This is a genomic window from Sphingomonas sp. Leaf25 (genome assembly GCF_001421635.1).
Lineage (GTDB): Bacteria > Pseudomonadota > Alphaproteobacteria > Sphingomonadales > Sphingomonadaceae > Sphingomonas.
The window spans coordinates 457,093-481,154 of sequence record NZ_LMKU01000033.1 but is presented as its reverse complement, the minus strand read 5'-3'; the positions used below and the strand labels follow the sequence as shown (position 1 = coordinate 481,154).

General features: G+C 68.6%; 15 protein-coding genes. 8 read left to right on the top strand and 7 right to left on the bottom strand.

Annotation, left to right across the window (positions count from 1 at the left end):
* Positions 1–66: 66 nt before the first annotated feature.
* Complete coding sequence (locus ASE78_RS17130) at positions 67–507, top strand: hypothetical protein (RefSeq protein ID WP_156351546.1); 441 nt, start codon at positions 67–69, stop codon at positions 505–507.
* A gap of 43 nt (positions 508–550) precedes the next feature.
* Here ASE78_RS17130 and gyrB read toward each other — a convergent pair whose 3' ends face one another.
* Entirely contained in the window at positions 551–3,028 is a 2,478-nt protein-coding gene (gene gyrB, locus ASE78_RS17125) for a DNA topoisomerase (ATP-hydrolyzing) subunit B (protein WP_056498749.1), read from the bottom strand.
* Between the two features lie 356 nt (positions 3,029–3,384).
* Here gyrB and ASE78_RS17120 point away from each other — a divergent pair, with 356 nt between their 5' ends.
* From ASE78_RS17120 to ASE78_RS17100, 5 genes are all read left to right on the top strand, one after another.
* Complete coding sequence (locus ASE78_RS17120; RefSeq protein WP_055757923.1) at positions 3,385–3,753, top strand: glycine zipper 2TM domain-containing protein; 369 nt, start codon at positions 3,385–3,387, stop codon at positions 3,751–3,753.
* 273 nt (positions 3,754–4,026) lie between these two features.
* Complete coding sequence (locus tag ASE78_RS17115; RefSeq protein ID WP_056498747.1) at positions 4,027–7,119, top strand: TonB-dependent receptor; 3,093 nt, start codon at positions 4,027–4,029, stop codon at positions 7,117–7,119.
* A 216-nt stretch (positions 7,120–7,335) separates the two neighbouring features.
* Entirely contained in the window at positions 7,336–8,841 is a 1,506-nt protein-coding gene (locus ASE78_RS17110) for a tryptophan halogenase family protein (protein ID WP_156351545.1), read from the top strand.
* Positions 8,838–10,142, top strand: coding sequence for a sugar porter family MFS transporter (locus tag ASE78_RS17105; protein WP_056498745.1), 1,305 nt, complete (start codon positions 8,838–8,840; stop codon positions 10,140–10,142). The genes ASE78_RS17110 and ASE78_RS17105 overlap by 4 nt, the downstream gene beginning before the upstream one ends.
* Complete coding sequence (locus tag ASE78_RS17100) at positions 10,139–13,531, top strand: glycoside hydrolase family 2 (protein ID WP_056498743.1); 3,393 nt, start codon at positions 10,139–10,141, stop codon at positions 13,529–13,531. Before ASE78_RS17105 ends, ASE78_RS17100 begins: the two co-directional genes overlap by 4 nt.
* Before the next feature lie 3 nt (positions 13,532–13,534).
* Here ASE78_RS17100 and ASE78_RS17095 read toward each other — a convergent pair whose 3' ends face one another.
* Positions 13,535–16,075 (bottom strand): family 20 glycosylhydrolase, encoded by a 2,541-nt coding sequence (locus tag ASE78_RS17095; RefSeq protein ID WP_056498741.1) that lies wholly within the window; start codon positions 16,073–16,075, stop codon positions 13,535–13,537.
* A 98-nt stretch (positions 16,076–16,173) separates the two neighbouring features.
* Here ASE78_RS17095 and ASE78_RS17090 point away from each other — a divergent pair, with 98 nt between their 5' ends.
* Complete coding sequence (locus ASE78_RS17090; protein ID WP_200911082.1) at positions 16,174–17,319, top strand: acyltransferase family protein; 1,146 nt, start codon at positions 16,174–16,176, stop codon at positions 17,317–17,319.
* Positions 17,320–17,447: 128 nt separating this feature from the next.
* Complete coding sequence (locus ASE78_RS17085; protein ID WP_162236512.1) at positions 17,448–18,164, top strand: Crp/Fnr family transcriptional regulator; 717 nt, start codon at positions 17,448–17,450, stop codon at positions 18,162–18,164.
* Here the strand turns inward: ASE78_RS17085 and ASE78_RS17080 are convergent.
* From ASE78_RS17080 to ASE78_RS17060, 5 genes are read right to left on the bottom strand one after another with little or no spacing between them, the layout of a single operon-like run.
* The gene (locus ASE78_RS17080; RefSeq protein WP_056498739.1) at positions 18,134–19,687 is read right to left on the bottom strand and encodes a histidine kinase dimerization/phospho-acceptor domain-containing protein; all 1,554 of its coding nucleotides are present in this window, start codon (positions 19,685–19,687) and stop codon (positions 18,134–18,136) included. The genes ASE78_RS17085 and ASE78_RS17080 overlap by 31 nt on opposite strands.
* The gene (locus tag ASE78_RS17075; protein WP_055758732.1) at positions 19,678–20,379 is read right to left on the bottom strand and encodes a response regulator transcription factor; all 702 of its coding nucleotides are present in this window, start codon (positions 20,377–20,379) and stop codon (positions 19,678–19,680) included. The genes ASE78_RS17080 and ASE78_RS17075 overlap by 10 nt, the downstream gene beginning before the upstream one ends.
* Positions 20,380–20,413: 34 nt before the next feature.
* Positions 20,414–20,920, bottom strand: a complete 507-nt coding sequence (locus tag ASE78_RS17070; protein ID WP_055757906.1) for a hypothetical protein — start codon at positions 20,918–20,920, stop codon at positions 20,414–20,416.
* On the bottom strand, positions 20,911–21,702 hold the full coding sequence (locus ASE78_RS17065; protein WP_082467298.1) for an exosortase/archaeosortase family protein: 792 nt from the start codon (positions 21,700–21,702) through the stop codon (positions 20,911–20,913). Before ASE78_RS17065 ends, ASE78_RS17070 begins: the two co-directional genes overlap by 10 nt.
* Positions 21,663–23,939, bottom strand: coding sequence for a VIT domain-containing protein (locus tag ASE78_RS17060; RefSeq protein WP_056498735.1), 2,277 nt, complete (start codon positions 23,937–23,939; stop codon positions 21,663–21,665). The genes ASE78_RS17065 and ASE78_RS17060 overlap by 40 nt, the downstream gene beginning before the upstream one ends.
* Between the last annotated feature and the right edge of the window lie 123 nt (positions 23,940–24,062).

Below are 24,062 nucleotides of genomic sequence, written 5' to 3'. Positions count from 1 at the left end.
CAAAGTTGCGCTTGGCTGGTAGGGCGGCGGGGCTGCACCGGGTCAGCGAAACTAAGGAACGAGCCGATGACGAAGACACCGATGCTCGCCTGGTGGCAGATGTGGGCCGACGCCGCGCAGACGGGCATGCGCTTCTGGGAGACGATGGCGGCCTCCGCCGTGGTGATCGACAAGCGGATGCCGATGATCGACGCGGGCATGCGCAACCCGTTCACCGCCGACCATGTCGAATTGAGCGGCATGGTGACGGAAAAGGCGCAGGCGTTCGCCAAGGCGGGCGAATCGCTGGCCAAGGACATGGCGGCGATGCAGGGGCTGTGGATGCAGACGATGCAGGATATGTGGCAGGCCGGGACCAGCCAACGCCTGCCCTCCGCCCGCCAGATGGCGGCGCGCGGCGACCGGGCAATGCGCCTGACCGACAGCATGATCGGCGCGGGTGGCCGCGCGTTGGCCCCGATCCACGCGAAGGCGACCGCCAACGCGAAGCGGCTGGGCAAGCGCTGACACCCAATCGTCGTCCCCGCGCGAGCGGGGACGACGGTAGCGATCAAACGTCGAGGTTGGCGACGTTCAGCGCGTTTTCCTGAATGAAGTCGCGGCGCGGTTCGACCACGTCGCCCATCAGCCGGGTAAAGATTTCGTCGGCGACATCGGCTTGTTCGATCGCGACGCGCAGCATCGACCGGTTCGACGGGTCGAGCGTGGTTTCCCACAATTGCTCGGCGTTCATCTCGCCCAGCCCCTTGTAGCGCTGGATCGACAGGCCCTTGCGCCCGGCGGCGAGGATCGCGTCGAGCAACTGGCTCGGCCGGGCGACCATCGTCTCGCCCTTTTGCGCGACCGCCGGAATCTCGCCTTCCTCGGTTTCGGCAACGGGATCGGCGGCGGCGGCGCTGCGCGCGCTCACCAGCCGCGAGACGCCGGCGTAGCTCGCCGCTTCCTCGCCGGCCAGCGTGTGGAGCTTGCGCCCTTCCGCCGACAGCAGGAACGCCGGTTCGATCGCATGGGTATCGGTGACGCCGCGCCAGCGCCGCTGGAACTGCAATCCGCCGTCCTCGGTCACGCGCGCGGTCCACGTCGCCTCGGTATCGGTGCGGCCGATGCGCGATACGGCGTCGTCGAGCCGCGTCTGGCGGTCGGCGTTCGAGATTTGCGGGTCGAGCACCCCGGCCAGTGCCAGCACCTCGACGATGCCCATGTCGTAGCGCCGGGGGACGTAGCGCATCAGCGTGCGCATCCGCCGGGCGTGGCCGAGCAGGCCCTTGAGATCATCGCCGCTGCGCGCGCCCGCCGGGCTTTCCAGCACATGCGCCGCGACGCCCGCCTCGACCAGATATTCGTCGAGCGCGTTGTCGTCCTTGAGGTACACCTCCGAGCGGCCCTTGGTGGCCTTATACAGCGGCGGCTGGGCGATATAGAGGTGCCCCGCCTCGATGATCTCAGGCATCTGGCGGTAGAAGAACGTCAGCAGCAGCGTGCGGATATGCGCGCCGTCGACGTCGGCGTCGGTCATGATGACGATCTTGTGGTAACGCAGCTTGTCGAGGTTGAAGTCGTCGCGGATGCCGGTGCCGAGCGCGGTGATGATCGTCCCGATCTCGCGGCTGGCGAGCATCCGGTCGAACCGGGCGCGTTCGACGTTCAGGATCTTGCCGCGCAAGGGCAGGATCGCCTGGAAATGACGGTCGCGGCCCTGCTTGGCCGAACCGCCGGCCGAATCACCCTCGACGAAGAAGAGTTCGGACTTGGCGGGATCGCGCTCTTGGCAATCGGCCAGCTTGCCGGGCAGCGAGGCGATGTCCATCGCGCCCTTGCGCCGGGTCAACTCGCGCGCCTTCTTGGCGGCTTCGCGCGCCGCCGCCGCGTCGATCACCTTCATGATGATCGCCTTGGCGTTCGCCGGATTTTCCTGGAGATATTCAGCCAGCTTGTCGGCCATCAGCGCTTCCAAGGGCTGGCGCACTTCGGACGACACCAGCTTGTCCTTGGTCTGCGACGAGAATTTCGGATCGGGCAGCTTGACCGAAACGATCGCGGTCAGCCCCTCGCGCATGTCGTCGCCGGTCAGCGACACCTTTTCCTTCTTCAACATGCCCGACTTGTCGGCATAGTTGTTGAGCGTGCGCGTCAGCGCGGCGCGGAATGCCGCCATGTGGGTGCCGCCATCGCGCTGGGGGATGTTGTTGGTGAACGCGAGGACGTTTTCGTAATAGCTGTCGTTCCATTCCAGCGCGACGTCGATGCCGACATCGTCGCGGAAGCCGTGGATCGCGATCGGATCGGGCATCAGCGGGTTCTTGGTGCGATCGAGATACTTCACGAACGCGGCGATTCCGCCCTCGTAGAACAGCTCCACCTCGCGCGGCTCCTCGTGCCGCGCATCGACCAGCACCAGCCGGACGCCCGAATTGAGGAACGCCAGTTCGCGGAACCGGTGTTCGAGCTTGTCGAAATCGAATTCGAGGATCTTGAACGTGTCGGGCGACGGCAGGAAGGTGACGCGGGTGCCGCGCTTGTCCGACGGGCCGACGACTTTCAGCGGCGCTTCGGCATCGCCGCGGCGGAAGCGCATGTAATGCTCCTGCCCGTCGCGCCAGATCGTGAGGTCGAGGAAATCGCTGAGTGCGTTCACCACCGACACGCCGACGCCGTGGAGGCCGCCCGATACCTTGTAGGCGTTGTCGTCGTTGGTGTTCTCGAATTTGCCGCCGGCGTGGAGCTGGGTCATGATGACCTCGGCCGCCGACACGCCTTCCTCGGTGTGGATGCCGGTGGGGATGCCGCGACCGTTATCCTCGACCGAGACGGAGCCATCGGCGTTCAGCGTGATGAGGATGCGGTCGCAATGTCCGGCCAGCGCCTCGTCGATCGCGTTGTCGCTCACCTCGAACACCATATGATGGAGGCCCGAGCCGTCGTCGGTATCGCCGATATACATGCCGGGACGCTTGCGGACCGCGTCCAGCCCCTTCAACACCTTGATCGAGTCCGCGCCGTAATCGTTCTGATTGGGGTTCGTTGCCATAGCAATCCTATAGGGTTGCGGTGGGCCAAACTAAAGCAAAACCCGCATCGGCGCGCGGGCCGGTTCGATGCCCCAGGCGATCGTCATTCCCACGGAGGCGGGAATCCATTGACGCCGACGGCCCGGCAGGATCGCGACACCAGCGCATATGGACTCCCGCCTTCGCGGGAGTGACGACTGAATTCCCGCCTGCGCGGGAGTGACGGAAAAGGGCCTGCCCACCCTGCCCGACCATGAACGCCAGCTAACAGGTGCATTCAGTATCGGCTCAAGCGAATCGGTGCATAACCCTAAATCACAGACGGACTTCCCCACCGGGATGTATCGCCGTCGCCAGATTTTGAGGGAGAAGACCCATGTTCAAGAAGCTGACGCTCGCCGCTGCCGCGCTTGCCACGGTCGCCACCGCCGCCGCCCCCACCGCCGCTTCGGCGCAGAACTGGCGCGGGGACCGCTACGAGCGGGAATATCGTGGGGATCGCGGCTATCGCGAATATCGCGGCGACCGCGGGTATTACAACGACCGCAACTATCGCTCGCGTCAGCGCGGCTGCGAGAACGGCGACGGCGGTACGGTGATCGGTGCGATCGCCGGCGGCCTGCTCGGCAACCAGATCGGTGGCAACGGCAACCGCCTGCTCGGCACGATCCTTGGTGGTGGCGCGGGTGCGCTGGCCGGCCGGGCGATCGACAAGTCGGACGCACCGCGCGGCTGCCGCCGCTGAAAAAGCTTCGCTTCTCCCCCGGTAGCGTAACGGGGCGGAGCAAGATCGGGCCGGTTCCTTCACGGGAGCCGGCCCTTTTCGCGTGCGCCGACGACGAGCGGCCGCCTCGCCCACAAGCCTCTGAACCAGGCGGATAATCTGATCGAAGTGCGGGGCCGACCGACCGGTCCGGCGGGGAGATCGGCGTTGACAGCGTACGACAAAAGAATTAAACAAACCAAGTTTAATAAATAAAGCGCCACGGAATGAATGGCGCACTTACGGGAGGGTTGGATGCGTTACGCTTCGTCGCCGCTGGTTCGTTCGTTGCTGTCGGGTGCGGCATCGATCACCGTATTTGGCCTCGCCGTTCCGGCCGCCGCGCAGACCCCGACCGGCACCACCCCCGATGCCCCGGCGACCCAGACCGATGGCGCGGGCGACGAAATCGTCGTCACTGGCATCCGCGCGTCGCAGGCACGATCGATCGAGGTGAAGCGCAACGCCGACAGCGTGGTCGACGCGATCAGCGCGCAGGACATCGGCAAGCTGCCCGACGTCACCATCTCCGATTCGCTCCAGCGCATCCCCGGCGTCCAGATCCGCCGCGACGCGGGCGAAGGCGCCGCCGTGAACATCCGCGGGCTGCCGCAGGTCACGACGCTGCTGAACGGCGAGCAGTTCCTCGGCGCCAATTCGGTCACGACGGTCCAGCCGAACTTCACCGACATCCCCTCGCAGCTCTTTTCGGGCGCGACGGTGTTCAAGTCGCCCACCGCCTCGCTGCAACAGGCGGGCCTGTCGGGCACGGTCGACCTGCTGACCCGCCGGCCGATGGACCTGAAGCGGGGACTGACGATGTCGGCGGCGGTCGAGGGGCAATATGGCGACAAGACCGAGAAGTGGAGCCCGTCGGCCAACGGCCTCATCGCCTATCACGGCGAGCGCTTCGGCGTGCTGGTGTCGGCGGCGTACAGCGACCTGACGCTCGGCAACAGCTTCCGCGGCATTCAGGATTACGGCGTCGCGCTCAACAACGAACGGGGCAGCGATCCGGTGCTGAACCGCGACGGTTCGGTCACGCCCGCCAACCCTGGCAACTTCGCGGTCGGCAACAACGGCGTCAGCCGGGGCCGGCCGATCCGCAATTCGGCCGGCAATCTGCTCGGCTATGACGTGAACGGCGACGGCGACGTCAACGACGCCTTCATCACCCCGCAGTCGCACACCGCATGGAACCGCATCACCAACCGCGAGCGTTTCGGCGCCAATGCCTCGCTCCAGTTCGAGATCAGCGACGCGCTGAAGCTGACCGCCGACGGCTTCTATACCCGCCAGACGCAGTATGACCGCACCGCCGGCTTCCAGTTCCAGAACGTCGACTGGCTGTCGTCGCCGTTCCTGCCGACGAAGTCGCGCGATACCGGCGCGGTCGTGGGCGGATACAACGTCAATACGGTGCAGCAATATACCTACAGCCTGCCGAGCTTCGACAGCTATTCGGAAACCTTCCGCACGAAGAGCGAGTCGCAGAACTATAATCTGCAACTCGACTGGCAGCCGAGCGACCAGTTCAAGGGCACCGTTCGCGGCATCTATGGCAAGGCGTCGCGCAAGCGCGATCAGGCCTATACCCAGTTCAGCCTGACCAACGGATCGCAATGGGCGTATAACGGCGTCGGCAACTATCCCGCCTCGATCGGCGGCGACGTGCGCTTCAACCCGACCGGCTATCAGATCTACAGCCAGACCGCGACCGTCGACTATTCGAGCGGTGCGCCGGTGTTCGGCTTCTCGCCCGCGTTCCTCGCGCAAGCCGCCGATCCGTCGCGCTATGGCCTCAAGACGATCTCGTCGGAGGGCAACCAGTATCAGAACGGCGACCTGTGGGCGGTGCGCGCCGATGGCGAATATACCTCGGACGGCGGTGTCCGCGTCGCGTTCGGCGCGCGCTATGGCGAACGCAGCGTCGACCAGTTCACCTTCGACCGCGTCTCGCCCTTCTATGCCGGCAACCGCGACAATGCCGCCAATCCGGCGGGCGGCTGCCTCGTCAAGTGGAAGGCGTTCGACGTCAACCTGACCGACGAGAAGTGCCGCGTGCGCGACGCGCAGGGCAATGCCTATACCGCCGGCTATACCCGGCAGGCGACCAACGCGATCTTCGACGGCCTCATCAAGCAATATGCCCTGCCCGCCGGCGGCACGCCCGCGCTCTATGCGCTCGATCCCAAGGCGATGGACGACAGCGAGGCGTGGCAGAATAAATTCTACCCCGGCAGCCAGAATCTGGTGAACCCGGCGGATTCGTTCACCGTCAACGTCAGCCAGATCTCGGGCTATGGCCAGGTGTCGGGCGAAGGCGTGCTGCTGGGCCTGCCGTTCCGCGCGAACGGTGGCCTGCAGGTGGTCAACACCCGGCTGAACGTGCGCCAGAACATCGTCGGCGCGCCGCAGCCCTACGGCGTATCGGGCGTCGATGCCGGTGACGTCGTTACCAAGCGCGAGTTCACCGACTTCCTGCCGGCGTTCAACGTCGCGTTCGACCTGACGGACAAGCTGCGCGCGCGCGCCGCCTTCTCCAAGACGATGACGGTGCTCGACTTCCTGCAATGGGGCGGCGGTCTGAACGTCAACTATGCGATCAACACGCAGGTGAACCCGGCACGGTTCGAGGCGCGGACCGCAGATTCGCGCGGCAACCCGAACCTGAACCCGTGGCGCGCGACCAATGCCGAGGCGAGCCTCGAATATTACACCGGCCGCTCCAGCCTCGTCGCGGTCGGCGCGTTCTACATCGCGGTCGACAGCTTCATCACCACCACCACCGAATTGCGCAGCGACATTCCCGACAACGACGGCGTGATCCGGCGGCAGGTCGTGACCAACACGCTGGCGCAGGGCGAAGGCGGTACGCTCAAGGGCATCGAAGCCTCGGCGCGGCAGTCGCTGGCGGATTATGGCGTGAACGGTCTGCTCGGCGGGTTCGGCGTCGACGCCAACTACACGCTGTCGCTGGGCGATGCCGGCCGGGTCGATCTGGCGGGCAACAACCAGCCGTTCCAGGACAACAGCAAGCATCAGGTGAACGCCGCGCTGTGGTTCGAGCAATACGGGTTGCAGGCGCGCGTCGCCTATAACTATCGCTCGAAGCGGCTCGCCTCGTCCAACTATGGCGGCATCCAGGGGCTGGCGCAGTATCAGCAGCCGACCAACTATCTCGACGCCTCGATCAGCTATGACGTGACGCCGAACTTCAGCCTCTATGGCCAGGCGTCGAACCTGACCGGCGAGACGGAACGGTTTTACCTGACGTGGCAGGATCAGGTGTTCAACGAGAACATCTTCGAGCGTCGCTTCATCGCCGGCGTCCGCGCGAAGTTCTGAGGGTAGGAGTGGCGGGTCGGCAGCCTTCGATCCCGCCCAACCTCCCTCATTCCGTCACCCCAGCGCAGGCTGGGGTCTCTATGGGGCGGGTGCCGCGGTTCTCCCCACAGAGACCCCAGCCTGCGCTGGGGTGACGGAGGAGGAGAGGTCGGGCAAGGATCAGAAACCGGGCGTCATCGTCCGCCAAGCCACGAGCGACACAGGGAGGAACCGACGATGCCACACGAACCGGTGCGTTCGATCGTGATCGTCGGCGGGGGAACCGCCGGATGGATGGCCGCTACCTATCTCGCGCGGCGGCTGGCGCACCTCAGGCTCGCGATCACCGTCGTCGACAGTTCGGCGATCGGCACGGTCGGCGTCGGCGAGGCGACGGTGCCCGCGATCCGCGACTTCCTGCGCGCGATCGACCTTGGCGAAAGCGACGTGCTGCGCGAAACCGAGGGCACGATCAAATACGGCATCCGCTTCGACGGGTGGCGCGCGGACGGGCACCGGTTCTTCCACCCGTTCGGCCTGTACGGTGTGGGATCGGGCGGGGTCGCGTTCCATCACTACTGGTTGAAGCTGAACGCGGCGGGACAGGCCGGGCCGCTGGCCGACTATTGCCTTGCCACGCAATTGGCGCGGCATGGCCGGTTCCTGCCGCCGGCCGACCAGCCGGCGAACGATCTGGGCGTGTTCGACTTCGCGCTGCATTTCGATGCGGCGAAGTTCGCGCACCTGCTGCGCCGCCTCGCGCTCGCCAATGGCGTGACGCATATCGATGCGCGGATCGACCATGTCGCGCGCGACGGCGAAACGGGGTTGCTGCAAGCGGTGACGCTGGCCGACGGACGAGAGATCGCGGGCGACCTGTGGATCGACTGTTCGGGGTTTCGCAGCCTGTTGCTGGGCGACGCGATGGGCGTGCCCTATATCGACTGGCGCCACTGGCTGCCGTGCGACCGGGCGGTGGCGATCCCGTGCGTCGCCGCGCCGGGCGATCCGCTACCCTATACCATCGCCACCGCGCGCAGTGCCGGGTGGCAATGGCGCATCCCGCTGCGCCACCGCACCGGCAACGGCTATGTCTATTGTTCGGATCATCTGTCCGACGACGAGGCCGAGGCGACGCTGCTCGGCACGCTGGAGGGCGAGCCGCTGGCCGCCCCCAACCGGCTGCGGTTCACGACCGGGCATCGCGCGCGGTTCTGGGACGGCAATGTCGTCGGCTTGGGGCTGGCTTCGGGGTTTCTCGAACCGCTCGAATCGACCAGCATCTCGCTGATCCAGTCGGGGCTGGAGCGTTTCGTCGCGCTGTTTCCCGATCGCGGGTTCGATCCGCGCCTGGCGGCGACCTACAACCGGCAATCGGTGCTGGAGTTCGAACGGCTGCGCGACTTCCTGTTCCTGCATTACTGGTCGAACCGGCGCACGGGCGAACCCTTTTGGGACCGGATGCGCGGCATCGAGCCGCCCGAGGGGCTGCAAGTGAAGATCGACGCATGGCGAAGCGGGGGAGAGTTTGTGCGCTACGAGTGGGACACGTTTCAGGATCATAGCTGGCTGAGCATGTATGCCGGCTTCGGCGACCTGCCCGCGCGGCATTCGCCGCTGGCCGACCAGTGCGAGACGGCCGATCTGGCCGGCACCTTCGCGCGAATGCGCGAGGCGATCGGCCGGACGCTGGCCTTAAGCGAACCGCATGGCGATTTCCTGCGGCGGAGCGTCGGCGCATGAGCGGCGCGACCCACACCCGCGCCGTCGTCGCGATGAGCCTTGGCGGCCTCCTCTTCGGGTTCGACACCGCCGTCATCTCGGGCGTCACCGATGCGTTGCGCGCGGAATATCTGCTGTCGCCGGGCGGCCTCGGCCTTGCCGTATCGGCGGCGTTGTGGGGCACGCTGGTCGGCGCGTTGTTCAGCGGCGCGCCGGGCGACCGGTTCGGCAGTCTTGCGGTGCTGCGCGTCATCGGGCTGCTCTATGTCGTCTCGGCGGTGGGCTGCGCGGTTGCCACCTCGCTTCCGGCGTTCATCGCGTTTCGCGTGCTCGGTGGTCTCGCGATCGGCGCGTCGTCGGTGCTGGTCCCGGTCTATATCGCCGAGATCAGCCCGCCGGAGCGGCGCGGGCTGCTCGTCGGGCTGTTCCAGTTCAATATCGTGCTGGGCATCCTGATCGCGTATCTGAGCAACTATCTGGTCGCGCAGATCGCCCCGGCCGATGTCGCATGGCGGTGGAAGCTGGGCGTGGCGGCGGTGCCCGCCGCGCTGTTCCTCGTGCTGCTCACCGGCCTGCCGCAAAGCCCGCGCTGGCTGACCGCGCGCGGACGGGCGGCCGAGGCGAAGCGTGCCGCCGATCGCCTCGGCCTCGCGACGATCCCGGTGGTCGAGAGCGGCGGGACCGGGCGGCTCGACTGGCGGGTCCACCGGATGCCGATATTGCTCGCCATCGCCATCGGGCTGTTCAACCAGCTCTCGGGGATCAATGCGATCCTCTATTATCTGAACGACATCTTCGCCGCCGCCGGCTTTACCGGCGTGTCGGGCGATGTGCAGGCGATCGCGATCGGCGTCGCCAATCTGGTCGCGACGATCATCGGCATGACCATCATCGACCGGGTCGGGCGCAAGCCGCTGCTGATCGGTGGCGGGCTGGTGACGGCCATCGCCCTCGCCGGCGTCGCGCTGGTCTATGCCGGGGCGGCCCCGGCCAGCCTGTTGCTGCCGCTGCTGATCCTGTTCATCGCCGCCTTCGCCATGTCGCAGGGCGCGGTGATCTGGGTGTATCTCAGCGAAATCTTCCCGACCGACGTGCGGGCGCGCGGACAGGCGATCGGCAGCGCCACCCATTGGGTCGCCAATGCCGTGTTGTCGTTCGCCTTCCCGCTGATCGCCGAATGGAGCCGGCCGCTGCCGTTCTGGACCTTTGCGGCCGCGATGCTGGTGCAGGCGGTGATGGTGTGGCGGCTGTTCCCCGAAACACGCGGGCGCGATCTCGAAGCGATCAGCGCCGAATTGACCAACAAGAGGATTTCGGCATGACGATCGTGCGCAAACGGGCCGCGCTATTGCTGGCGGGCGTCGCATGGGGCGGCGCTGCGATAGCGCAGGTGCCGGTGAACGGCGGGCCGTACAACGCCAGTTTCCTCGACGGCGGGATCGGCATCGAACGCCCGGTCGAGGGTGGCGAGAGCGTTGCCGCCGCCGGCGCGCCGTACAGCATGACCGCATGGGTCCGCGCCGGCGAACGCCAGTCGGGCGAGATGCCGCTGATCGCGCTGGGCGATACGCGCGTGCTGGCGCTGGTCGACGGGCGGCTGGTGCTGCGCGACGGAAGCGCCGCGCTGGCCGGGCCGCATGTGAGTGCCGGACGCTGGACGCAGGTCGCCGCCGTGTCGGACGGACGCCGCGCCACGCTGTATGTCGATGGTCGCCGGGTCGCCGCCGGGGCGCTGGCGTCCGCCGCGACGACTCCGGTGATCCACATCGCGCGCGCGGTGCCGGGCAAGCCGCATTTCGGGGGTACGCTGGTCGGTGCGACGCTGCACGGCCGCGCGCTGCCCGCCGCCGAGATCGCCGCCCTGCCCCGCCCCGACTTCGCCAACGTGCAGTTGTGGCAGGTGGGCGTGCAATGGCCGTTCCAGAAACAGGCGAACATCGGCCTGACCCAGCAGCAGGACCCGTGGACGCTGCCGCAGACCAAGGGTGACGCCTATACCGCGCCGGTCGCCAAACCGGTGCCGACCGCGCTCACGGTCCAGCCGACCGCGCCGGGCCGCTGGCAGTTGAACGGCTGGCAACTGGCCGCCGCGCCCGAGGTCGCCGGCGACGGCGCGGCGCTGTCGCGCCCGGGCAGCCCCAATGGCACATGGCGCGCGGCGACGGTGCCGGGGACGGTGCTTCAGACGCTGGTCGATCGCGGCGTTTATCCCGATCCCTATTACGGCCTCAACAACCTCAAGATTCCCGAGAAGCTGGCGCGGCAGGAGTATTGGTATCGCACCCGCTTCACCGTGCCGGCGGAAGCGGCGGGCAAGAAGCTGACGATCGTGTTCGGCGGCATCAACTATGCCGCTGACATCTGGGCGAACGGCGTGAAGCTCGGCCAAACGCGCGGCGCGTTCATCCGTGGCCAATATGATCTGGTGCCGGTGGCGGGCGAGAATGTGATCGCGGTGAAGGTATCGCCGCCGCCGCATCCGGGCATCCCGCACGAACAGTCGGTCAAGGGCGGCGTCGGCGAGAATGGCGGGCAACTGGCGATCGACGGCCCGACCTTCGTCGCGACCGAGGGGTGGGACTGGATTCCCGGCATCCGCGACCGCAACACTGGCCTCTGGCGACCGGTCGAGCTGGTGGCGCACGGAAGCGTCCGCATCCTCGACCCGCAGGTCGTGACCGATCTGCCGCTGCCGCGTACCGACAGTGCCGACGTATATGTGACGGTGCCGATCGACAATGCCGGCCCCGCGGGCCAGGTGACGGTGAAGGTCGCGTTCGACGGCGTCGCGGTCGAGCGGACCGTGACCGCGCCTGTGGGCAGGAGCGAGGTGCGCTTCACCCCCGCCGACTTCCCCGCGCTGCGTGTCGCCAACCCGAAACTGTGGTGGCCGAACGGCTATGGCGCGCCGAACCTGTACCGCGCGACCTATCAGGTGAACGATGCGAACGGCGTGTCGGACAGCAAGACGGGCCGCTTCGGCATTCGCGAGGTCAGCTACGACCTGTCGCTGTTCGATGCCGCCGGCAAGTTGCGCCGCGTCAACGTGCAGACCACTGACGGTGGGCTTGCCGGCCAGAAGCTGATCGACGTGCGGCACGAGGCGATCAAACAGTCGCCGACCGGCTGGGCGGAATCGCTCACCGCCGCGGGCGAAACCTCGCGCGCGGTTACGGCAATTACCGAGACGCTGCCCGAACCGCATCTGACCATCCGGGTGAACGGCGTGAAGATCGCCGCGCGCGGCGGCAACTGGGGGATGGACGATGCGATAAAGCGGGTGAGCTATGACTGGCTCGCCCCCTTCTTCCGCCTCCAGCGCGAGGCGAACATGAACGTCATCCGCAACTGGATGGGCACCAATACCGAGGAGGAGTTCTACGATCTCGCCGACGAGAACGGCATGATGATCCTCAACGATTTCTGGCAATCGACCCAGAATTTCCAGATCGAACCCGATGATTCCTCGCTGTTTCTGGCGAACGCGCGCGACACGATCGCGCGCTATCGCAACCATCCGAGCATCATCTTGTGGTTCGGCCGGAACGAGGGGGTGCCGACCCCTGCGCTCAATCAGGGGCTGGACGATGCCGTGTTCCAGCTCGACGGCACGCGCTGGTTCACCGGATCGTCGAACGTCGTGAATTTGCAGGGGTCGGGGCCGTACAACTATCGCCCGCCGGTCGGCTATTTCACCGACCTCGCCACCGGCTTCTCGGTCGAGACGGGGACGCCGTCGCTGTCGACCGCCGAATCGATCGCTTCCTATGTGCCCGCCGTCGATCGCTGGCCGCTGGGCGACGTGCTGGCCTATCACGACTGGCATTTCGCCGGGAACGGCGACACGAAAACGTTCATGCAGACGCTGTCGACGATGTTCGGGGCCGGCAAGGACTTCGCCGATTTCGAGCGCAAGGCGCAGATGATGAACCTCGAGACGCACAAGGCGATGTACGAGGGGTTCCTGGGGCATCTGTGGACGAAGAACAGCGGGCGGTTGCTGTGGATGACGCATCCGGCATGGCCGTCGAATGCGTGGCAGATCTATTCATGGGATTACGACACCCATGCCGCCTATTACGGGGCGAAGAAGGCGGCCGAGCCGATCCACGTCCAGTTGAACCTGCCGGGCAACGAACTGGTCGTGCTGAACACGACGCAGGCCGACCAGCGCGGTCTGACCGCGAGCGTGCGGGTGGTGGGGCTCGACAATGCCGAGTTGTTCACCCGGTCGGACAAGGTCGATGCGCTGGCCAACCGGGCGACACCGCTGGCGGCGGTTCCGCTCGATGCGCTGTTCGCCACGCGGCCGATGGTGCTCGTCAGCCTGAAGCTGACCGATGCGTCGGGGCGGCTGGTGTCGGAGAATTTCTACTGGCGCGCGCGCGATACCGCCTCCTATCAGGCGCTCAACGGCCTTGCCCCGGCGACGATCGCATCGACGATGACCGCGCCGGTGGTCGACGGCAGCGACCGCGCGGTGACGGTGACGCTCGCCAATACCGGGACGGTGCCCGCGCTCAACGCCAAGCTGACGCTGATCGGCGCTTCGGGCAAGCGCATCCTGCCCGCCTTCTACAGCGACAATTACGTCGCGCTGCTGCCCGGCGAACGCAAGACGATCACCATCCGCTATCCCGCCAGCATCGTGACCCGGCCGAGCGTGACGCTGCGCGGGTGGAATGTGGGCGAAGCGACGGTCGGGCGATAGGCGCTACTCGTCGCCCGGCCGCACGGTGACGCTGCGACCGGGACGGCGGCCGTCGCTGCTGCGGGTGCGCAGTTCGACGGGGCCGGACACCGCGACCGGGCCGGTGTAGCGCTGCCATGCGCCGGCACCGGCACCGGCACGATATTCGATCGTCGTGCCGGGGAACTCGCTCAGCGCCTCCAGCCGGCCGGCGGTGATCCGCGCGCCGGGCGGGGCGAGGCGATAGGCGACCCCTGCCCGGTCGAGCTGGCCCAGCGCCACGCCGACCCGGCCGGCAAAACCGCGCCATTCGCTCAGCAGCACGCCCCGGTCGACCCGCGCATCGCCCAGCGCATAGGTCGCGCCCGGGACATAGGCCGGTTCCCACGGCGCCGCGCTCCATGCGCGTTCGGCGAGCGACAGCAGGCGCGGGAACAGCATGTAATCGACCTGCGCGTCGGTGCGCAGCGTCTCGCTCCACAGTTGCGCCTGCAGCCCGGCGATGGCGCGGCCCTGCGCCAACGGGATCGGGTCGGCGACCGGGGTCGGCCGGGCGAGATTGTCGGGGATCAGCGCGCCATTGGCGGGGAGGTTGCCCGGCATGAAGCCGAACACCTGCAACGGATCGACCCCGCGCGACGCCCAGTCATAGCCGCCCTCATCGGGGTCGGGGGCATAGGGCATGTCGAAATAGGCAAGGTCGGGGACCGACAGGACGATGTCCCAGCCGCGATTGGCCTGTCCGTGCGCCTCGGCGATGGCACCGGTGTGGACGCCGCTCCAGATGTTCGACTGGACCCGTGCCGGCATTGCCGCCGGATCGGTATGGCCCATGCCGTCGCTCCAGCCCGCCGCGCTGATCCCGCGTTTGGCGAGGCCAGCCGATACGCGCTCGATGAAATAGGCACTGAGTTGCTTGGGTTCGAGCTTGCGCGCGGCCATCATCGTCCGGCACGCGGGCGACCGCGACCATGCGCCCGCCGTCTCGTCCGCGCCGATGTGATAGGTTTTGAGCGGCATCCCCGCCTTCGCATGAAGCGCGGCCATCTTGTCGAGCACGGTGTCGAGGAAGCGGTAGGTGCCCTCGATGCACACGTTCAGCGTGTTGTCGTCATAGTTCTGGATGCTGCGATAGGCGGTGGTGTCGCCCGGTTCGACCAGCCGGTAGCGTTCGGCCCCGGCGCGGTCGCCCGCCGCCTGCAACCGGCGATGGCGGACCTCCATCGCCCGGATCGCCGCGCGCGAGTGGCCGGGCATGTCGAACGACGGGATCACCTCTATCCCGCGCGCCTTCGCGGCGGCGAGGATCGTCAGATAGTCGGCTTGGCTCAGATAGCCGTTGGTCGCAGCCCGCCGGTCGGGATCGGCGCCCAGTTGCGGTTGCAGGCAGGTCGTCTCGGTCGCGTCGAAACAGCGATAGGCACCGACGTCGGTCAGTTCGGGCAGCGCGCGGATCTGCATCCGCCAGCCTTCGTCATCACCCAGATGCAGGTGCAGCTTGTTGAGCTTGTAGGCCGCCATCTGCTCGATCAGCTTTTCCACCTCGGCACGGCTGTGGAAGTTGCGGGCGAGGTCGATGTGCAGCCCGCGAAAGGCGTAGCGCGGGGCATCCTCAATGGTGAGCGGGCGCAGTCGACCGCGTTCCTGCGCCGCCTGTTGCGCCAGCGAGCGCAGCGCGTGGCGCGCGCCGGCGGCATCCGCCGCGTCGATCGCGATCCGGCCGTCGCCGATGGTCAGGCGATAGCCCTCGGGCTTCAGGCTGGCCTTGCGGGTGATGGCGAGCGGGACGCCCCGCCCCTTGGCATAGGGCAGCGCGGCGAGCGCGGCGCGCAGGTCGCCCGGCGCAATACCGCTGGCGATCACGCGGATGCCGCCGGTCAGGTCGGTGATCGCCCCCGTGCCCCGCACCGCGCTGACCGGCTTGGGCAGCACGACCACGTCGGGCGCGGTCGCGGCACCACGTTCGGCATAGCGGGCATAGGCGCGCGGCGGGGTGAGCCAGCGGGTGCGATCTTCGGCCGATACCGGCGCCAGCTTCGCCTCGTCGGTCATCGGCGCGACGAACGGCAGCGTTTCGAGGCCGGTGTCGGGATCGATCCGCGTCCGTGTCGCGGCGATGACGCGCGGGGCTGCGCCGGCCACGACCAGATGCGCGTTGGGCATGCCATGCGCGCGCGACAGATAACGGCCGAGGCCGATGATGCCGATGCGATAGGTCTTGCCCGGCTCCAGCCGGCGACCGGGCTTGAGCGTCAGTACGTTCAGGTCGCCATTGACCAGCCGCCAGTCGAAATCCTCGCTGTCGATGCCGACGATCCGGCTGACGAAACCGAAGCGCAGTTCGGGGGCGGCGACCGCCGGGGGCAGGTCGGCCGGGATCGTCAGCGTGATCTCGGAACGGAAACAGGCGGCGACCCCGGCCGGACAGGGGGTGAGGCGATTGTCGAGGATCGCGAAGCGATAGCCCATCGTGCCCGCCAGCCGGTCGAGCGCGGCTTGCGCGGGGGTCTGCGCCGAAGCGGGCAGCGCCGTGCCGAGTGCCAGTGCGAGGAGCAGTCGCCGCATGTCGTTCCTTTGCCAGAAAAGTCGAGCGCAGGGTCTGTCAGGGGAGGACGCCATGGTCAATCGCATGGCCGATGACGTTTGTCCGTGTCGGCTGTACCATGGCCGCCATGGCCATCGATCCCGCTCCCGCCGCCCGCGCGCCCCGGCTCGTCTCGCTCGACGTGCTGCGCGGGCTGACCGTGATGGGGATGATCCTCGTCAACGCCACGGCGGGCATGTTCTATGGCGCGAAGGCCAGCGTCTTTCCGCTGCTGCTCCATGCGTCATGGGACGGACTGACGATCGCCGACGCGGTGTTTCCCGCGTTCCTGATGATGGTCGGCGTCGCGATCCCGATGGCGGCGCGCGTGCCCGGCGGAAGCGGGCTCGATCGCGACACCGCGCGGCGAATCGGCGGGCGGACGGTGCGATTGTTCGCAACGGGCATGTTGCTGTCGAACTTCTACTGGCTGATGGATTTCGACTCGGGCGCGTGGCGGCTGTGGGGCGTGCTGCAACGGATCGCGCTGGTGTATGGCGCATGCGCGCTGCTGTTCTGGACGTGCAAGCCGCGCGTGCGGCTGGCGATCCTCGTCGCCAGCCTGCTGCTCTACTGGCCGGTCGCGCTGTTGCCCGCGCTCGACGGGCTGCCGAACGACATACTGCTGCGCGGCCATAATTTCGTGGCCTCGGTCGACCGGGTGCTGCTGGGCGCGGGCGGGCATAATTATGTCGCCGGGGCGGAGGGCTATGATCCTGAAGGGCTGCTCGGCACGCTGCCGGCGATCGCCCATGGCCTGATCGGGGTCGCGATCGGCGAGTGGCTGCTGGCGCGCCGGGGCGCGCGCGCTACCCTGCCATTGCTGCTGGCGGGTGCGGGGATGGCGGCGGCGGGGCTGGCATGGAGCGCCGCCTTCCCGATCATCAAGGACATCTGGTCGAGCAGCTTCGTGCTCGTCACCTGCGGGCTGACGACGATCGCGCTGGCGCTGCTCCATGTGCTGCTCGACCACCGCGCCGGGGCGGCGGAGCGCTGGCCGTGGCGCATCGCGCTTGCCTTCGGATCGAACGCGATCGCCGCCTATGTGCTGCATATGGTGACGGGGGGGCTGCTCAATTGGGACCTGTTGCTCGCGCCGTACGGCGTGGCGCTCGGGCTTGTGCCGCCGATGGTCGCCGCGCTGGTGCCGGTGCTGCTCTACATGGCGCTGCTCTGGGCGACGATGGCGTGGCTGCGGCGGCAGGGGTGGTTCGTCAAGGTGTGACCACGCCCAGGCAACCCATCGGCGTGACGGCCGTTTCGTACGGGACCGGACATATTCCGGTGGGAAACGACCAACGGGAGACGGGTGGATTCATGGGAACGGACCTTACGATCGTTCGCCCGCAGGCCGTGACCACGCGCCGGATCGATAGTGCCAACATGCTGCTGCGGTCGCTGTCGTCCGGCGATCAGGCGCTGCTCGCGCCGCATCTCGAACGCGGATCGTTCGCCATGGGCGACACGCTGATCGCAGCGGGCAAGCCGATCGAGCGGGTGTATTTCCCCGAAGCGGGGATCGCCGCCGTGCTCGATACGCTGGGTGGCGACGGGCAATATGCCATCGGGCTGGTCGGGGCCGAGGGCTTCGTCGGCTGGCCGTTGCTGCTGGGCGAGAAACGGTCGTGCCATCAGATCGTGCTGCGCGCCGAACCCGCCACCGCACTGTCGATCGGCGCGGGGCATCTGCGCGACGCGGTGGGGCAGAGCGATACGTTGCGCGATGCGTTGCTGCGCTTCGTGCAGGTGTTCTTCGTGCAGATGAGCCGGACGGTGGTGTCGTCGCTCGCCCATCCGGTCGAACGGCGGCTGGCGCGGTGGATATTGCTGTACCACGACCGGGTGCGCGACGACGACATCCGCATGACCCACGACGAATTCCGCCTGATGCTGGGGGTACGGCGCAGCAGCATCACCGACGCGCTCCACCGGCTGGAGGAACAGCTTGCGATCCGCGCGGTGCGCGGGCGGGTGATCGTGCGCGACCGCGACCGGTTGCTGGCGATGGCGTCGGACACCTATGGCCCGGCCGAACACACCTATGACCGGCTGGTCCGCCCCGCCGGCTGAGCGCCACCATCGACGGACAGTGCGATCTCGAACGCCGCGCCGGTGGCCGATGGAACCAGCACGATCGACGCGCCCGCCGCCGACAGCAACGACCGGGCGATCGGCAGGCCGAGGCCGGTGCCGCCGCTGGCCCGGCGGCTAGTGAAGAACGGTTCGAAGATGCGGTCGCGGTCGCCCGGCGGAATGCCGGGACCGTCGTCGCCGTAGCGTAGCACCGCCTCGTTCGCGGTGAGCGTCGCGTAGGTAGCGCCCGCCTGCCGGCTGTTGTCGAGCAGGATGCGCAGCACCGCCGCCAGCGTCTCGCCATCGATCGGCACGGTGGCACCGGCGGTGACGGCGATCGGCAGATGCCCATCCTCCAGCCCCGCCACGATCGCGCGTATATCGCACGTCCCGCCCCGCCCGCTCGCCATGTCGGCGCGCGCCAGTTCGAGCAGCCGCCCGACCAGCCGGTCGAGCCGCTGCGTATCGGCACCGGCATTGGCGAGGAACCGGTCGCGTTCGGCCGGGGTCATCTCGTGCTCGCCGAGCAGTTCGAGCGCGCCGCGGATGCCGGTCAGCGGCGTCTTGAATTCATGGCTCATCGCGGCGGCGAAATCGCGCAGATAGCGCGCGCGGGTGTCGATCCGCGCCGCCATCGTCGCGAAATGGGTATAAAGTTCGCGAATCTCGATCGCGGCGGTGGCGGGGGCTTCAGGGATCTGCGTCTCGCCGTTCGCTACCCGTTCGGTCGCGCGGGTCAGGTCGCGGATCGGGCGAGCGATGCCGCGCGACAACAGGCCGGCGAGCAGCAGCAGCGTGCAGAAGATCGCGACGATCCCAACGAGGATCTTGCCGCGATCCTGATACAGACCGACGAACAACCCGCGCGGCGAGCGCGACAGCATCACCATGCCGACCACGCGGCCGTCCACCATCACCGGGCGGACGTGATGCACCCGGATCGCCACCGCGCGGCTGACCCATTCGAGCGGCGAGGACGAGCCCTCGTTCCAGCGCAGCCGCAGCGTCGTCGTCACCCGGCCGCGCCGCGCACGGCGCACCTCGTCCAGCGCGGCATAGCTTTGCCCGACGTCGCGCCCGCCCGCCACCACGACACCGTTGGCGTCGAGCAGCCGCATCCCCGACAGCGTCACCGCCGCCGCATCGCGCAGCACCGGGGCAAGACTCGCTCCGATCGCCGCCGCGCGGGGCTCGGCCGGGCCGCCGGGCGCCGCGCGGGGCAGCGCGGGCAGCACCGGATCGGTCCTGAGGTCGATGCGCGGCGGTTCGGGCGCGGGCGCGCGGGGCGGCGGCACACGATTGTCCCATGCCGCGCGATAGACCGACGCCAGCACCGCACCCTGCGCGATCAATTCGGCCTCGGTCTGCTGGACCAGCGTGTTTTCGTACACGCGCAGGCCGAGCGCGGCGACGCCGGGCAAGGCGGCGACGAACACGAAGGTCGCGAGCAGGATCGCGCGGATCGACAGCGCCGGCCAATAGCGCTTGGCGACCCGCTTGACGCCCGCGATCAGCCGCATTTTCCGATGCGATAGCCGACGCCCGCGCGCGTCTCGACCAGATCGTCCAGCCCGGCGCGGGCGAATTTGGCGCGCAGGTTGCGGATATGGCTGTCGATCGTACGGTCGGTCATGGCGAAGCCGGGGCCGTGCAGCCGGTCGATGATCGCGTCGCGGCTGAACACCTTGGACGGCAGGCTGACCAGCAGGGCGAGCAACTGGAACTCGGTCGCGGTGGTGGCCACGGGCGTGTCGTCGACCCGCGCTTCCCACGCATCGCCGTCGAGCCGCAACCGGCCCTGGCGCAGCACGCTGGCGGGCAGCGGCGGCGGGGCGGGCACGCCGCGCTTCAGGATCGCGCCGACGCGCGCCACCACTTCGCGCGGGGAGAAGGGCTTCACGACATAATCGTCGCCGCCGATCTCGATGCCGACGATCCGGTCGACGGCATCGTCGCGCGACGACAGGAACAGGATCGGGAGATGCGCGAGCGTGCCCCCCGATCCGCGCAACCGGCGGCACAGGTCCAGCCCGTCGAGCCGAGGCATGTTGATGTCGAGGATCATCAGGTCGGGGACGGCGCGCCCGACCGCCGCGAACGCCGCCTCGCCATCCTCCGCCTCGCTGACGCGCATCCCCGCCTTGCCGAGCGCGAAGGACAGCAGGTCGCGGATATGCGGATCGTCGTCGACGACAAGGACGTGGTGGGTCATCGTGTACATTGCTGGCGCTTTCGTCGGGGTCACGTCAACCATCCTGCTCGACGGTCATCACCGCCAGCCATGGGCCGGGGCTTCGTCCGGTGAGCGCGGGCCAGTACCAGCCGGGCACGTCGGCATGGACCTGACCGTCGCTCGCGCGGATATGGTCGCAGACGGTCAGGCCCTTGCCATCGCGGGTGGCGCGGAAGCAGGAGGCATGGCCGCCGGGCACGGTTCGCATCGGCAGCGGATCGATCGCATAGCCCAGCGCCGCGAAACAATCGCGCGGCGGGTGGAGCAGCCGCGTCGCGCGGGCGACCTGTCGCAGCACGATCTGGCGGCGGCCGTCGCTGAACCGCGCGACATGGCCGGGAAAGTTGCGGGCGAGCAGCGCGTCGCCCGGCCCGGCGGGCAGGGGGTGGAGCTGCCTGCCCTCATACACCGCCGGCCATGGGGCCAGCGGCGGCCGGTCGACTGGCCGGGCGGGGAGCAGCGGTGCGGTGGCGGCGAAGGCTGCGGCGGCGATCACCGCCAGCCGGGGGATCAGCGCCATGCGACCACCCTCCCCCGCGCGAGTAACGCCACCGCGCCGCCGGCGACGATCGCAAAGGCGGCGAGGCCGATCGCCTCATGCGCCACCGGCCCGCCGATGGCGGTCACGAAGCCGGCTTCGAGGTAGAACAGGCTCGCCGCGCGCAGGGCATTGCCGACGACCGCGACGATGACGGTCGCGGCGAGCAGCAGGGCGAAGCGCGCCGGGGGCATCCGCTGGATCACCCCCGCCGCACACGCCAGCACCAGCAGCGCCCACAGCATCCGCACCCCACTGCACGGCCCGTCGAACAGGAGTTGCTTCCCCTGCCACTGGAGCGCGACACCCTCCAGCGACACGTCGATGCCGTTGCCGCGCAACAGCCACGTGGTCAGCACCGCCGATATGCGGCGCAGCGGCCCGGCGACCAGCACGTCGAGCGTCGGCAGCATCGGCACGCCGAGCAGCGCGAGCAGCATCGGCGGCCAGCGCCATGCCCCGAGCGCGCACCAGCCGAGTGCGGCCACCAGCACGATGATCTCCAGCAGCGTGATCCCGCTGACCGCCGCGACGCCGAGTGCCAGCAGCGTGACCGTCAGTCCGGTGGACGAAACGCCGTGACCGGCGCGCAGCAAGGCCCAACCCAGCACCGCGAGCAGCGCCAGCGTCGTCGCCAGCCCGGCCCCGTCGGCGCGCCCGGCAAGCTGGACCAGCGCGTGCCATCCCGCCCCGGCGACGACCCCCGCCGCGATCCGCGCCGGGATCATGCCGCCACCGCCCGCCGCTGCCGCCGCCACAACCATAGCGCGGCGAGCGCGGTCAGGATCAGCAGCGCCCAGGTTTCGGGTTCGGGCACGGTCGGCACCGCGTCGGAATCCGGCACCGGCAGGTCACCGTCCTTATACTCCTTGTCGGTTTCGAGGACGACGGCGCCGCTGACCGGGGTGACGATGTTCAGCCGGTGGGCGAGCCGGATCGCGGTTTCGCGCGACTTCGCCGGCGCTTCGCCCTCGCCCGCGAGCCGATCGGCGGCCCACAGGCGGACGAGGTGCGCCGATCCGGTCGCGGCACCGGGCGACGTTGCCGCGCGTTCGACCTGCCAGCCGGGACCGCTGGCGAGCAGCGCGCGCAGATCGGCGACCGGATCGCCGCCCGGCGTCGGCAGCCGGGCGCTGTCGAACCAGCGTTCGCCGGGCACCACCAGCGCGCGGCCAGCCACCGCCTGATAGCGCACGAGGCGCGGCAGCGCGGGCAGCCGGTCGAGCGCCTGCTCCAGCGCGGGTTCGGTCGCGGTGAAGCGGACCGGCTGCGCGCCGTGCAGCCACAGGATCGTCGCATCGCCACGCGGCATCGCCCGCAGCGCCAGCGCCAGTGCCGCGCGATCATCCTGTCCGCCGATCGGACGGATCGCGGCGAGCGCATCGCGGACGCGGGCCGCCTGCGCCGGCGACCATGGCGCGGGGGCGACGGTCGCGGGCGTGTCGGCCGCCGTCACCATGCCGACGATCCGGCCGGGGGTGATCGCGTCCAGCGCCTTGGTCAGCGCGGGCAGCGTGGCGGCCATGTCCGCCGATCCGTCGACGACCAGCATCAGCGGCCCCTGCCCCATCGCACCGCGCTCGATCCGCTGTTCGACCGCGATCGGCCCCGCCTTGCCGACTGCCGCGACGGTCGCGGTCGTGCGGCGCGGCGCGGCGATCGGCGGCAGCGTCAGGCGATGACCCCCGCTCGTCAACGCGCCATCGCCGAGGTTCGCGCGGACCGGCCGGCCGCCCTCGACCCACAGCGCATGGACCAGCGCGGCGTCGGTGTCGAAATTCCGCTCGACGATGCGCGGCAGCGCCAGCGTGCGTGCGCCGTCGGTGGCGATGGCGAACGGCGCGGTGACGCCGATCCGCAGCTTCATCGTCGCGTTCGACGGCACCGGAAACGCCTGTACCAACAGCCGCTGCGCGCCGTCGGTCGTCACCAGCAACGGATCGCGCGAGACACTGACGACTCTTTGATAGGCCGCCCTTACCGCGCCGCGCCCGGCGATGCTCGCCTCGCGCGGTTCGCCGTTCACCCACAGCGTCGCGCGCGAGACCACCGCACCCTCGGGCAGCGCCAGCGTGAAGCGTGCCTCCTGCTGCCGCGCGCCCTTGTTGACGAGATCGATCGTCCATTCGAGATAGGCGAGGCTGTCGCGCTCGTTGACCGATCCGTCGATCCGCGACTGGCCAAGCGACAGGCCGGGCACCCGCCCGCCGACATCCTCCCCGCCGCGATCCTCGTCCCATGCGAACCGGTTGTCGCGCCGCGATGGCCGGGGGACAGCGTTGAACGCCTGTCCGGTCACGCGGTAATAGAGTTCGCGCGCATCGCCGGTGCTGGTGAACGCGTTCCCGAACAGCCCGGTTCGCGAGCGGAAGATCAGTCCGCCGACGATACTCGCCGGACGGGTGGAGTCGCCATAGGCCTGTCGCAGCAACAGGTCGCTGTCGCCCATCCGCCGCATCAGCGCGATCGCGTCCGCCCGCTCCTCCCCGCCGCGTTCATAACGATCGAGCGCCACCTGCGTCATCGTCGCCGGCAGGTCGGCCAGCACCAGCGCGGCGAAACCCAGCAGCGCGCCGCCCGTCATCGGTCGCCATACCCGCCGCCCGCCGGCCAGCCGTAGCGTCCAGCGCGCGGCATGGATCAGCGCGACGACCGGCGCGAAGGGCAACAGCCCGACGCCCATGAACACGATCCCGACCAGCGCGAACGGCAGCAGCGGCAGGAAGATCAGCGCATAGCTCGCCGCGATCACGCTGGCGGCGGTGCCGGCGACGATCAGCCATGACGGCGCTGGCGCATCGGAACGCATTGCCCGCCACAGCACCACATTGACGATCGGCACCGTCGCGACCATCGCGACATGGCCGGGCGTCGGCAGCGGATCGAAGAACGCCCCCGCGCACAGGCCCGTGATCCATTCGATGACGATGACGACCGTCGGAAAGACCGTGGCGGCGATCAGCGCGAACGTGCCGGGCGGATTCGGTTGGCGATAGGACATGGCGATCGGCTCCCTGAAGTGGTGCCGGTGTGGACCGGTGCGATCGAGTGCCGATGACCGCCGCTCGCAGCGCCGGCGAAAATCCGGTGCAGTTTCGGTGCAGACGGAGTCCGGCCTGACCAA